The 12616-nt window shown below is 74.3% G+C and carries 11 protein-coding genes and 1 riboswitch; of the genes, 5 read left to right on the top strand and 6 right to left on the bottom strand.

The features are described 5' to 3' along the window. Nucleotides 1-79: 79 nt before the first annotated feature. Nucleotides 80-580, bottom strand: coding sequence for a PRC-barrel domain-containing protein (locus E0D90_RS28550; protein WP_170214923.1), 501 nt, complete (start codon nt 578-580; stop codon nt 80-82). Between the two features lie 147 nt (nt 581-727). Continuing rightward, nucleotides 728-823, top strand: a riboswitch (glycine riboswitch). Between the two features lie 184 nt (nt 824-1007). On the opposite strand from E0D90_RS28550, the gene gcvP reads away from it, so the two are divergent. Next, a complete protein-coding gene (gene gcvP / locus E0D90_RS05895; RefSeq protein ID WP_130796859.1) occupies nt 1008-3896 on the top strand; it encodes an aminomethyl-transferring glycine dehydrogenase in 2889 nt (962 codons plus the stop codon). 139 nt (nt 3897-4035) lie between these two features. Here gcvP and E0D90_RS05890 read toward each other — a convergent pair whose 3' ends face one another. Further along, nucleotides 4036-4596 (bottom strand): hypothetical protein, encoded by a 561-nt coding sequence (locus tag E0D90_RS05890; protein WP_103500825.1) that lies wholly within the window; start codon nt 4594-4596, stop codon nt 4036-4038. A gap of 328 nt (nt 4597-4924) precedes the next feature. Between E0D90_RS05890 and E0D90_RS05885 the strand changes: the two genes are divergently transcribed. After that, nucleotides 4925-6415 (top strand): glutamate-cysteine ligase family protein, encoded by a 1491-nt coding sequence (locus E0D90_RS05885; protein WP_103500826.1) that lies wholly within the window; start codon nt 4925-4927, stop codon nt 6413-6415. Between the two features lie 256 nt (nt 6416-6671). Beyond that, a complete protein-coding gene (locus tag E0D90_RS05880) occupies nt 6672-7451 on the top strand; it encodes a CPBP family intramembrane glutamic endopeptidase (RefSeq protein WP_227870019.1) in 780 nt (259 codons plus the stop codon). Between the two features lie 60 nt (nt 7452-7511). On the opposite strand, the gene E0D90_RS05875 is transcribed toward E0D90_RS05880, so the two are convergent. Continuing rightward, the gene (locus E0D90_RS05875; protein ID WP_130796858.1) at nt 7512-8333 is read right to left on the bottom strand and encodes a PhzF family phenazine biosynthesis protein; all 822 of its coding nucleotides are present in this window, start codon (nt 8331-8333) and stop codon (nt 7512-7514) included. A gap of 94 nt (nt 8334-8427) precedes the next feature. Continuing rightward, the gene (locus E0D90_RS05870) at nt 8428-8613 is read right to left on the bottom strand and encodes a hypothetical protein (RefSeq protein WP_103504647.1); all 186 of its coding nucleotides are present in this window, start codon (nt 8611-8613) and stop codon (nt 8428-8430) included. A gap of 427 nt (nt 8614-9040) precedes the next feature. Between E0D90_RS05870 and E0D90_RS05865 the strand changes: the two genes are divergently transcribed. Continuing rightward, the gene (locus E0D90_RS05865; RefSeq protein ID WP_130796857.1) at nt 9041-10177 is read left to right on the top strand and encodes a DMT family transporter; all 1137 of its coding nucleotides are present in this window, start codon (nt 9041-9043) and stop codon (nt 10175-10177) included. On the opposite strand, the gene E0D90_RS05860 is transcribed toward E0D90_RS05865, so the two are convergent. Further along, the gene (locus tag E0D90_RS05860) at nt 10061-10747 is read right to left on the bottom strand and encodes a pyridoxamine 5'-phosphate oxidase family protein (protein ID WP_130796856.1); all 687 of its coding nucleotides are present in this window, start codon (nt 10745-10747) and stop codon (nt 10061-10063) included. The genes E0D90_RS05865 and E0D90_RS05860 overlap by 117 nt on opposite strands. A 64-nt stretch (nt 10748-10811) precedes the next feature. On the opposite strand from E0D90_RS05860, the gene E0D90_RS05855 reads away from it, so the two are divergent. After that, complete coding sequence (locus E0D90_RS05855) at nt 10812-12128, top strand: aminotransferase class I/II-fold pyridoxal phosphate-dependent enzyme (RefSeq protein ID WP_130796855.1); 1317 nt, start codon at nt 10812-10814, stop codon at nt 12126-12128. A gap of 47 nt (nt 12129-12175) precedes the next feature. On the opposite strand, the gene E0D90_RS05850 is transcribed toward E0D90_RS05855, so the two are convergent. Further along, nucleotides 12176-12613 (bottom strand): Rieske (2Fe-2S) protein, encoded by a 438-nt coding sequence (locus tag E0D90_RS05850; protein ID WP_374754111.1) that lies wholly within the window; start codon nt 12611-12613, stop codon nt 12176-12178. Nucleotides 12614-12616 lie beyond the last annotated feature (3 nt).

Genomic DNA, 12616 nt, shown 5'->3' with positions numbered 1-12616 from the left:
ACGGGGCTGCGGGACCGGGCCCCGACGCCCCCGGGCCCGGGGGCTGACCGGACACCGGCGCCCCGCCCGCGCGGGCTGGTCAGACCTCCCGGGACTCCGCGCCCCGTGCCTCGTCCGCGTGCGGGCCGTCCGCGCCCTTCGGGCGCGTGGGCCCCGCCGGGCCGGTCGTGGATTCGCCGGGCTCGGGGGTGACCGGCGCCGCCAGATGGCCGAAGTCGACATCGGCGGGCGGCTGGTCGCGCCCGCCCGCGCCTGTCTCGGCGACGCCGGGCACGTCCAGGCCGTAGTGGCGGTAGAGCTCCAGCTCCTGCTCGGGCGAGAGGTGCCTGCCCACACCGAAGTCGGGCGCGCCACGGATCAGGGAGCGCTCGAAGGGCACCCGCAGGGCCTCGTCCACCAGTTCGCTGGGTTCCAGCGGCACGAAGGCGTCCCGGCTGAACAGCCCGGTTCTCACGGCGGCCCATTCCGGCACACCGGTGGCGTCGTCGAGGTACACCTCGTCCACCGTGCCGATCTTCGCGCCGTTACAGTCGAATGCCTTCCGCCCGATAAGACTGCGCGGATCGATGTCGGTCTGCACGGGTGCCTCCACCTCGTCGCTGCGGCTGTTCTCGACAGTGCTGCTACCCCCTTGAGCACTACGAAAGGCCACTTTGGGCGAGGCGGCCAGTCGAGAGCCGCCCCGGAAGCGGGTCCGGAGGCCGCTGGTAGGCTCGAACACGGTTGATGAACCCGTGCGGGAGAGTCCGCCGGCCCCGGCCGGCGGCGCCGAAGGAGCAAATCCTCCCCGGAATCTCTCAGGCACCCGTACCGCGCGGGCGAAGCCACTCTGGAAAGCAGAGGTACCGGCGGCGCACCGGCGCGCGCGGTCCGGCCGCCTCTCACCGACGGTGAAAGCCGCGCAGTGCGCGCGGTGAAGCTCTCAGGTCGCCATGACAGAGGGGGAGGCGCTCGGGCACCGGAACCACGGTGTCCGCAGGCCGCATTGACCAGGAGGCCCTCCCGACATGACCGCCAACCGCGTAACGCTCGCCGAGCTGGAACGGGGCATCCCGTTCGAGGACCGTCACATCGGACCCGATTCCGGCGACCGGGCGAAGATGCTCGCCCAGGTGGGCTACGGCTCCCTCGACGAGCTGACCGACGCCGCGGTGCCGGACTCCATCGCCTCGGCGGAGTCGCTCCGGCTGCCCGACGCGCGCAGCGAGGCCGCGGTCCTCGCGGAGCTGCGCTCCCTGGCCGGCCGCAACCAGGTGCTGCACTCGATGATCGGCCTGGGCTACCACGGGACCTTCACCCCGCCGGTCATCCTGCGGAACGTCATGGAGAACCCGGCCTGGTACACCGCGTACACCCCGTACCAGCCGGAGATCTCGCAGGGCCGGCTGGAGGCGCTGCTGAACTTCCAGACGGTCGTCTCCGACCTCACGGGCCTGCCCACCGCCGGTTCCTCCCTGCTGGACGAGGGAACCGCGGCGGCCGAGGCGATGGCTCTGTCCCGGCGGGTCGGCAAGGTCAAGGGCGGTGTCTTCCTGGTCGACGCCGACTGCCTGCCGCAGACCGTCGCCGTCCTGCGTACCCGGGCCGAGCCGACCGGTGTCGAGGTCGTGACCGCCGACCTCTCCGGGGGCATCCCCGAGGCGGTGGCGGAACGCGGCGTGTTCGGCGTGCTGCTCCAGTACCCGGGTGCCTCCGGCGCCGTCCGGGACCTGCGTCCGGTCATCGACCGCGCGCACGAGCTGGGCGCCGTCGTCACGGTCGCCGCCGACCTGCTCGCCCTCACCCTGCTCGCCTCGCCGGGCTCCCTGGGTGCCGACGTCGCGGTGGGCACCAGCCAGCGGTTCGGAGTCCCCATGGGCTTCGGCGGGCCGCACGCCGGCTACATGGCGGTGCGCGAGAAGTTCGCGCGCAGTCTGCCCGGCCGGCTCGTCGGCGTCTCCTACGACGCCGACGGCAAGCAGGCGTACCGGCTGGCGCTGCAGACCCGTGAGCAGCACATCCGCCGGGAGAAGGCCACCAGCAACATCTGCACCGCACAGGTGCTGCTCGCCGTCATGGCCGGCATGTACGCCGTCCACCACGGCCCGGGCGGCCTGGCCGGCATCGCCCACCGCACCCACCGCTACGCGGCGCTGCTCGCGGCCGCCCTGCGCTCGGCGGGCGCCGAGGTCGTGGAAGCGGCCTTCTTCGACACCGTCACCGTGCGGGTGCCCGGCGGTGCCGCGGCCGTCGTGGAAGCCGCCCGGGCGTCCGGCGTCAACCTCCGGCTCACCGACGCCGACCACGTCGGCGTCAGCTGTGACGAGACCACCGGCCGCGACCAGCTGGCGGTGGTCCTGGCGGCCTTCGGCGCCGGGGCGGCCGACCTGGACGCGCTGGACGCGGCCACCCCGGACGCGCTCCCCGCGGAGCTGCTGCGGGAGGACGACTACCTCACCCACCCGGTGTTCCACCAGTACCGCTCCGAGACGGCGATGCTGCGCTACCTGCGCCGGCTGGCCGACCGCGACTACGCGCTGGACCGGGGGATGATCCCCCTCGGCTCGTGCACCATGAAGCTCAACGCCACCACCGAGATGGAGCCGGTCACCTGGCCGGAGTTCGGCGCCCTGCACCCCTTCGCCCCCGCCGACCAGGCCGAGGGCTATCTGACGCTGATCCGTGAGCTGGAGGAGCGGCTCGCCGAGATCACCGGCTACGACGCGGTCTCCCTCCAGCCCAACGCCGGCTCCCAGGGCGAGCTGGCGGGTCTGCTGGCCGTCCGCGCCCACCACCGGGCGTCGGGCAACCCCGAGCGGACCGTCTGTCTGATCCCCTCGTCGGCCCACGGCACCAACGCCGCCAGCGCCGTGATGGCGGGGATGCGTGTCGTCGTGGTGAAGACCGGCGAGAACGGCGACGTCGACACCGACGACCTCCACGCGAAGATCGAGCAGCACCGCGACCAACTCGCCGTGCTGATGGTCACCTACCCCTCGACGCACGGCGTCTTCGAGGACAACATCGCCGACGTCTGCGCCGCCGTCCACGACGCGGGCGGCCAGGTCTACGTCGACGGCGCCAACCTCAACGCGCTGGTCGGCCTGGCCCGCCCGGGCCGCTTCGGCGCCGACGTCTCCCATCTCAACCTGCACAAGACCTTCTGCATCCCGCACGGTGGCGGCGGCCCCGGCGTCGGGCCGGTGGCGGTCCGCGCGCACCTCGCCCCCTACCTGCCCAACCACCCGCTGCAGCCGGGCGCCGGCCCCGAGACGGGGGTCGGCCCCATCTCAGCCGCGCCGTGGGGATCGGCCGGCATCCTGCCGATCTCCTGGGCGTACGCGCGGCTGATGGGCCCCGACGGGCTGCGTCGCGCCACCCAGACGGCGGTGCTGGGCGCCAACTACGTGGCCAAGCGGCTGGAGCCGCACTACCCGGTGCTCTACACCGGCCCCGGCGGTCTGGTCGCCCACGAGTGCATCATCGACGTGCGGCCGCTGACCAAGGCCACCGGCGTCTCGATCGACGACGTCGCCAAGCGGCTGATCGACTACGGCTTCCACGCGCCGACCATGTCCTTCCCCGTTCCCGGGACCCTGATGATCGAGCCCACCGAGAGCGAGGACCTCGCCGAACTCGACCGGTTCTGTGAGGCGATGATCGCCATCCGCGCGGAGATCGACAAGGTCGGCTCGGGCGAGTGGCCGGCCGAGGACAACCCGCTGCGCAACGCCCCGCACACCGCGGCCGTGCTCGCGGGGGAGTGGGACCACCCGTACAGCAGGGACGAGGCGGTCTTCCCCTCCGGTGTCGACTCCGCGGACAAGTACTGGCCGCCGGTCCGCCGGATCGACGGCGCCTTCGGCGACCGCAACCTGGTCTGCTCCTGCCCCCCGATGGAGGAGTACGAGGGCTGACCCGGCGCGTCCGCACAGCACGGAGCCGGTGCCACTCCCCGCGCGGGGAGTGGCACCGGCTCCCGCCGCTCACGGGTACCGGGCTCCTGCCGTCCCGCCATCGTCACGCGGACTCCGCGCCGAAGACGCGGCTCGGCCGTCAGCCGACCAGACGGGTGGTCAGCCGGTTGCTGAGCAGCGGCAGCAGCGCGGAGATCGACAGCGGCTGGTGCGAGGCGATACCCGGCGGTGCCGGCGCCAGCGGCACCAGCAGGTCGTCGGCACCGGGGCCGCCGTCGGCCGCCGAGGCGGTGACGTCCGCGTGCAGCCACAGGGTGAGCATGTACAGCCGGGGCACCGACAGCAGCCGCGGCTGGTAGTCGGCCGCCAACTGGTCCGCGTGCGCGAGCGCCTGTTCGGTCGACGCGATGAACGGGCCTTCGAAGAAGTGCGAGAACGCCCAGCCGTCGGCGGTCAGGGTCGTCTCGGCGGCGCTCACCGCCAGCGCGCCGCGCGCCAGCAGGAAGCGCCACCCCGCCAGTTGGGGCACGCCGCCGGGAGGAGCGACCGGGTCCAGCAGGTACAGCGGCAGGGGCAGGATCGGCCGGAGGGCGGCACGGTCGCCGTGCGGTTCATGCGGGGACCGGGCGGAGGACGAGCGGAGTGCGGCGCTCAGGCACCGTTCCGCCGGGACAGGAGCCGGTAGTGCATGCAGGGGCATGGGGGCCGCCTCTCAAGAAATGGGAGACACGCGTCGGCGGAGTTTAGACGAGTTTCGTTCCCCGCGTGTTTCACCTAGCACGCCCCGAACCGCCCCGGTAGCCGATTATGAGTCTTCCGGCGGGATATTCGGTGGAGGTCGTGGTGATACCCCGGAACATCCGCGAAGCAATTGTGGGCGACAATCCGGTGGGCCCGCGAGAAGGAATCATGCCACAGGGATATGCGTGGAGGGAGTCGTGCGACACGCCGCGTGTGGCCGGGCGCACGTTACCCGGCTCCCGTCGTGGGCATGATCACGGCACCGTACGAACAAGGAGGGTGCCGCCATGGGGGCGAACGTCGACTCGGGTGGTTTCGGTCTGGCCGACCGGCAGCGGTTCCGGGACCGGCTGCACGACTGCGGGGAGGCGCTCGGACAGCTCTTGACGGACAAGGCGTTCGACCGCCCCAGGGCGCTGATCGGCCTGGAGGTGGAGGTCAGCCTCGCCGACGGTCTCGGTGCGCCGCGCATGGTGAATGAAGAGGTTCTCACCGGAATGGCGACCTCCGATTTCCAGAGCGAACTGGGTAAGTTCACGCTGGAACTCAATATGGCACCCCGTGCGCTGTCCGGCAGGGTCTTCGACGATCTGGCCGAAGAGATGCGGATCGCGTTCGGATACGCGGACCGCGTCGGCGCGGAATTCGGAGCGCGCCCCGTGCTCATCGGTATCCTGCCGACGATCACCGGTGACGAACTCGGGCGCTCCAATCTTTCCGCCGGGGACCGCTACACCCGTCTCAACGAGCAGATCATGTCCGCGCGCGGCGAGCTGATCTCCCTCGACATCACCGGAGCGGAGACGCTGCGCCGCACCTTTGACTCCATCGCACCCGAATCCGCCTGCACCGCCGTGCAGTTCCACCTCCAGGTCACCCCCGACCGGTTCGCCGAGGTGTGGAACGCGGCCCAGGTCGCCTCCGCCGCGCAGATCGCCGTGGGCGCCAACGCCCCGTTCGCCTTCGGCCGCGAGCTCTGGCACGAGTCGCGTGCCCCGCTCTTCCTCCAGGCGACCGACAGCCGTCCCCCGGAGCTCGCCGCGCAGGGCGTCCGGCCGCGCTCCTGGTTCGGCGAACGCTGGATCGAGTCCGTCGAGGAGCTGTTCGCCGAGAACATCCGCTACTTCCCCTCGCTGCTGCCGATCTGCGAGGAGGAGGACCCGCTGCGCACCGTGGCCGCCGGAGAGATCCCGCGACTCGGGGAGATGGTCCTGCACAACGGCACCGTCTACCGCTGGAACCGCCCCGTCTACGCCGTGGCCGACGGGGTGCCGCACCTGCGGGTGGAGAACCGCGTCCTGCCGACCGGCCCGACCGTCACCGACATGGTCGCCAACGCCGCGTTCTACTACGGCCTGGTCCGTGCCCTCGCCGAGCAGCCCGAACCGGTCTGGGGACGGCTGCCGTTCGCGGACGCCGACCGCAACTTCCAGGCCGCCTGCCGCCACGGCATCGACGCCACCTTCGTCTGGCCCCGGCGCGGCCGGGGCGCCTCCTGCGAGGAGACGCCCGCCGCCGAGCTGGTCCTGGGTGAACTCCTGCCCCTGGCCGCCTCCGGTCTCGACTCCTGGGGGGTCTCCGCCACCGACCGCGACCACTACCTCTCCGTCATCGAAGGCCGGTGCCGCCGCAGGATCACCGGAGCGGGCTGGCAGACTCGCTTCTACCACCGCGCGGTGGACGGCGGGGCCGGCCGGGAGGCCGCCCTGGCGGAACTCGTGCGGCGCTACTGCGAACTCGCCCGCACCGACGAGCCGGTCCACCTCTGGCCCGTCTGACCCGGCCCGGGCCGCGGCAGCGCCGCCCGCGCGGTGGCGCGTGCGGGAACGGGCAGCGGGAGGACCACGGGTGAGCACACCGGACAGCGGGACGGGCGGCGGCGAGCGGACAGGGCCCGCGCACCCCCACGACAGCGCGGAGACCGCCGACACGGACCCGCCCGCCGCCCGGTCCGGCCCGGCGGACCGGGCCGCCCGCCCCGCCCGGTCCGGCCGGTCCGGCCGGGGCGGCGGGCGCCCGGACGACGGCGCCTGGCTGGACGACGGCACGCCCGACCCCTGGCTGCTGCGCCGCGAACTGCTGATCGTGCTGGCCCTCTCCCTGGGCGCGAGCGCCGTACGGGCCGTCATCAGCTTCACCGACGTGGCGACCCGCCCCGGCGGGCTGAGCGACCACGCGGCCAGCCTCAACACCTCCCGCGCCGACCGCCCCTGGTTCGACCTCGCCTGGCAACTCGTCGGCATCGCCGTGCCCCTGATGCCCGTCCTGCTGGTCGGCTACCTGCTGCTCCGGGAACTGCCCGGCGGGCGCGGACCGGGCATGCGGGCCATCGGCTTCGACCTGCGGCGCCCGGGGTTCGACCTGGGCCGGGGCGCCGCCGTCGCCGCCGCCATCGGAGGAAGCGGGCTGCTGCTGTACCTCGGGGCCCAGGCCGCCGGGTTCAACCTCACGGTGGTTCCGGAGTCCCTGCCGGGGGAGTGGTGGAGATTCCCGGTACTGATCGGCTCGGCACTGCAGAACTCCGTGGTCGAGGAGGTGATCGTCGTCGGCTATCTGCTGCGCCGCCTCACCCAGCTCGGCTGGACCCCGACCGCGGCGCTGCTCGCCAGCGCGCTGCTGCGCGCCACCTACCACCTCTACCAGGGCGTCGGGGGGTTCGTCGGCAACTTCGTCATGGGCGTCGTCTTCGTCTGGCTCTACCGCCGCTGGGGCCGGGTGATGCCGCTGGTGGTCGCCCACGCCCTCATCGACATCGTGGCCTTCGTCGGCTACGCGCTGCTGGCGGGTCGGGTGGACTGGCTGCCCACGCCCTGACGCCGCGCCTCGCCCGCCACGACCGCGCGGCCGTGGCGGCTGACGCGGTCAGCGACGCCGTCAGGGGGTGACGAGGAGCCGGCTCTCCAGCACCGTCACCGCGTGCCCGGTGAGCAGCGTCCGTTCACCGCGCAGTTCGGTGCGCACCGAGCCGCCGCGCGCGGACGCCTGGTACCCCGTCAGCTCGGAACGGCCCAGGCGCGCCGACCACAGCGGGGCGAGCGCGGTGTGGGCGCTGCCGGTGACCGGGTCCTCCGGAACGCCCACGGCCGGGCCGAAGAAGCGGGAGACGAAGTCGTAGCCGCCGTCGGGACGGTCGGCCGCCGCCGTCACGATCACGCCGCGCGACGGCAGCCTGCCCACCGCCTGCAGGTCCGGCTCCAGCCCCCGGACCGCCGCCTCGTCGCGCAACTCAACCAGCAGGTCGCCCACGTCCTCGCCGGTCTCGAACGTCCGGACCACCGGCGCTCCGAGCGCCGCCGCCGTCCCGGCGCCGACCGCCACCTCTCGCAGCGGCGCGGTCGGGAAGTCCAGCGTCAACGCGTCGCCGGCGGCCGGAAGCGCGCTGAGGACACCGCTGAGCGTGGCGAACCGCAGCGTCCCCTCGACCCCCTCGGCCGCCCGCAGCACGTGGGCGGCGGCCAGTGTGGCGTGCCCGCACATGCGGACCTCCGTCGTGGGCGTGAACCAGCGCAGCGCCCACTCGGCGTCCCCGCCCGGCGGCAGGGCGTGGACGAACGCCGTCTCCGAGAGGTTGAGCTCGGCGGCGACAGCGAGCATCACGGCCTCGGTCGGGAAGGCCGCCTCCTCCAGCACCACCACCGCCGCCGGGTTTCCCCCGAAAGGACGGTCCGAGAAGGCGTCGACATGACGAATGAGCATGGCCGGAGTCTAGGCAGTAGGGGCCCGGCGCACCCCTACGGGGCCCGGCCGGCGGGACGCCGCCGGCCCGGCCGGGCCGGCGGCGATCGAGCCGTCAGCGGTCGGCGCCGGTGACCAGCCACCAGATCTGGGCCGCGTCGAAGGCGTCCGAGGCGCGCGGGCGACGGGCGTCGTCGTGGCAGTGGAACGCCGCCCAGAAGAGATCCCCCGGCAGCGCGTCGCCCGGGGCGTACACCCGGTAGACGTAGTCGCTGCCGTCCTCGGCCGGCAGCGCCACCATCCAGACACCGGGACCACCCCCGGCCGCGGCGCCCCTACCGCGTCCGCCCGCGCTCATACCCCTCCTCGGCGTCCCACCTGCCGCCCGGGCGCCCCGACCGCGCCCGCCGCCCCACCCACGGCCTCGCCCCATGCGCCGACGCCGCTCTCACCCGCGACCCATGCTGGCAGCCCACGGCGCCGCGCGGGCCCGGAACACGCCATCTCCGCCGTCGCCCGCGGTTGCCCGGGAGGGCGCCACGCCCGTAGCCTGCGCGTATGCCGCTCACCGTTCTTCCGCCTCCGGCCGCGTAGGCGGGCAGCCCCGCCGCCGCCCTCCGGCCCGTGTCCCCGAACCGGCCGTGAGGGGCTCGCCGCTGCCCGCGAACGGGACCCATCGGCTCCCGGGCGCGCCGGAACACCGCGCGCCCCGACGCGGAAGAACACGGATGAAGCTCTCCACCCACCTCGACTCCGCGCGCCCAGAACGCGCGCACCACCCACGTCCCGGCGGACTCACCCCGGGCCGTGGCCTGTTGTTCGTCGGCCTGGCCGCCGTCTCCTGGGGTACCGCCGGCGCGGCGGCCGCGCTCCTCTTCGACCTGAGCGGACTCGGCCCGGTCACCCTGACCTTCTGGCGTACCGCGGGCGGCCTGGCGCTGCTGCTGGCGGTCCTGCCGCTGGTGCGCCGCCACGCACGCCCCGGCCGCGGCGCCACCCACCGGGCGTACCCCCGACCGGCGCACCCCGGACGGGCCGCCCCGCGTGGAGCGGGACGAGCCACCCGCGTCGCGGTCACCGGGCTCGGGCTGACCGTCTTCCAGACCGGCTACTTCGCCGGCGTCCAGCACACCGGTCTCGCCGTCGCGACCGTGATCACGCTCGGCGCGGCGCCGGTGCTGATCGCCCTCGGGGGCCGGCTCTGGCTGGGGGAACACCTCGGCCGCGGCGGCACGGTGGCCGTGGCCGGTGCCCTCGCCGGTCTGACCGTCCTGGCGCTCGGCGGCCACGGAGGGGAGGAGGCGGCGGTGCGCCCGGCCGGAGTGGCGTTCGCCCTGCTCTCCGCCGTCGGCTACTCCGCCATCACCGTCTACGCCCGCTGGCTCGGCCGGCACGCCGCCGCGCCCGACGCGTGGTCGACGACGCTGTCGTCCTTCGCGGTCTGCGGCGCCTGCCTGCTCCCGTTCGCCGTGTGGGAGGGGCTGCTGCCCACCGGGGAGCGGCTCCTGGAGTCGCTGCTGCTGCTCCTCTACCTGGCCGCGGTACCGACGGCCGCCGGGTACGCGCTGTACTTCGCCGGTCTGGCGGTGGTCCGTGCGGCCACCGCCTCGGTCATCGCCCTGACGGAGCCGCTGGCCGCCGCCGTCCTGGCGGTCGTGCTGCTCGGTGAACGGCTCGGCGGGGCGACGGTCGCGGGCTCCGCCGTGCTGCTGACCGCCGTGCTGGCGCTGGTCCTCGGTGAGGCCCGGTCAGGGGCGGGTGTAGGCCGTGAGGTACGCGGGAACCGGCGTCGGGCGGCCGCCAGCGGGCACCGGGGTTCCGTGGTGGCGGGCGACGGGGAGGACACCGCTCCAGTGGGGGAGTGAGAGATCCTCGGGATCGTCGTTGGGGCCGCCGTCGCGGACCTTCGCCGAGACCTGCTCCAGGTCGAGGGCGAGGACCGCGGTGGCGGCCGCCTCCCGCGCGTCGGGCGGACGGCAGTCCTCGGCACGGCCGGGCACCACGTGGTCCACCAGCAGTCCGAACGCGCGCGTCAGCTCGGCCTGGTCCGTGACCCGGCGCGCCTCGCCATGGACCACCACCGAGCGGTAGTTGACCGAGTGGTGGAAGGCGGAGCGCGCGAGGACCAGCCCGTCGACGACGGTCACCGTCACGCACACGGGAAGCGCCTCGGCCCCGGCCGAGCGCATCGGCCGCGAGCCGGTCGAGCCGTGCAGGTAGAGCCGTTCGCCGTCGCGCGCGTAGAGGGTCGGCAGCACGACGGGAGCACCGTCCCGGACGAACCCCAGATGGCAGACGTACTCCTCGTCGAGGACGGCGTGCACCAGATCGCGGTCGTACCGGGCACGCTCGCGGCCCCGGGTGGGCACCGTGCGCTCCGTTCTCGGGTAGTCGGCGGTGGCCGTCCGTCCCGTCGTCGCCTCGGCCTCGGTCATGGCCCCTCCTGAAGGACGGGTATATTGCACTAGGGCAATATACTAATTGCACTAAGGAAAGCGCATGGGAACCTATCGCATCACCGGGAGCCGCGCCACCGAGATCGCCGCGGACATCGAGTCGGCCGTCGCCACCGGGGACCTCGCTCCGGGCGGCCCGCTGCCTCCGATGCGGGCCCTCGCCACGGAGCTGGGCGTCAACCCCAACACGGTCGCCGCCGCCTACCGCGCCCTGCGTGAACGCGGCGTCATCAGCACCGACGGCCGCCGCGGCAGCCGGATCCTGCCCCGGCCCGCCACCACCGCGCGCGAGGCCATCGCCGTCGAGATCACCGACGGGGTGAGAGATCTGGCGGGCGGCAGCCCCGACCCCGCGCTGCTGCCGGCGCTCGCTCCCGCGTTCGCCCGCGCCGCGGCGCGCGCCGACGCCCGGCCGGTGCTCTACGGCGCCCCCGGCGTCCATCCCGGACTCGCCGCCGCGGCGGATGCGGCGCTGCGGGCCGACGGTGTGCCGGCCGGACCGCTGGCCGTCACCTCCGGAGCGCTGGACGCGATCGAACGGATCCTCACCGCCCGGCTCCGCCCGGGCGACGCCGTGGCGGTGGAGGACCCCGGGTGGGGCAGTCTCCTCGACCTCGTACCGGCGCTCGGGCTACGAGCCGTGCCGGTCGCCGTCGACGACGAGGGCCCCGCGCCGGAGGCCGTCGCCGACGCGCTGCGCGACGGCGCCCGCGCGCTGATCGTGACGGCCCGTGCGCAGAACCCCACCGGAGCGGCGGTGAGTTCGGCACGGGCCGAGCGGCTGCGCGAGATCCTGGCCGAGTACCCGGCGACCCTGGTGGTCGAGGACGACCACGGGCACGGCATCGTCGACCTGCCGCTCCACTCGCTCGCGGGGGCCACCGCGCACTGGGCCCTGGTGCGGTCCGGGGCCAAGGCGCTCGGCCCCGACCTCCGCGTGGCCCACTTCACCGGCGACCCCACCACCGTCGACCGCGTGAGCGGCCGCCAGCGACTGGGGCCGGGCTGGGTCAGCCACCTGCTGCAGGAGGTCGTCGGCGAACTGATGGGCGCTGCCACGGGTGCCGCCGCCTCCTACGGGGCCCGTCGCGACGCCCTCGTGGTGGAGCTGGCCGCCCGTGGCGTCCCGGCGCGGGGACGCAGCGGAATGAACGTCTGGGTGCCGGTCCCCGAGGAGACGAGCGCCGTCTCGCGTCTGCTGCGCGCCGGGTACGCGGTGGCGCCCGGCGCGCGGTTCCGGATCGACGCCCCGCCCGGGGTGCGGCTGACGGTCTCCGGGCTGGCCCCTCGCGAGATCCCCGCCGTGGCCGAGGCGGTCGCTGAGGCGGTACGGCCGCCGGCCGCCCGGCGTCACGGCTGACGCGGGCGGCCGGCGGGCCGGGTGGGCCGCGCCCGGCCCGGTGTGGCTCAGTCCAGCAGGATCCGGCCGTCGCGCACCGTGATGGCCTGCTCGGGAAGCGGTGCGGGGGCCGGGCCCTGGGTGACCGAACCGTCCGCGATCGAGAAGAAGCTGTTGTGGCAGGTGCAGTGGATGGCACCCTCGGACACCTCGGCCACCGGGCAGTTCTGGTGCGTGCAGATGGAACTGAACGCCTTGAACTCGCCCGGCTCCGGCTGGGTGACCACCACCTGCGGGTCCTCCAGGATCAGCCCGCCGCCCTCCGGCACGTCGGAGACCTCGGCGATGGCCTCACCCGCCTCCTCGCCGCCGTCCCCGCCGGACTCCGGTGGCGAACCGGCGTCACCGCCCGGCCCGGCCTCGTCGTCCGAGCTGCCGCAGGCACCCAGGGCCATCGCGGCGAGACCGGCGGCCCCGGCGGCCACCGCCGCTCGACGGGTCGTCACAGG

Origin of the sequence: Streptomyces otsuchiensis, from assembly GCF_004305975.1 — a bacterium.
GTDB classification, from domain to species: domain Bacteria; phylum Actinomycetota; class Actinomycetes; order Streptomycetales; family Streptomycetaceae; genus Streptomyces; species Streptomyces otsuchiensis.
Note: the sequence above shows the minus strand (reverse complement) of the source record. Positions and strands in the feature narration are given on the sequence as shown.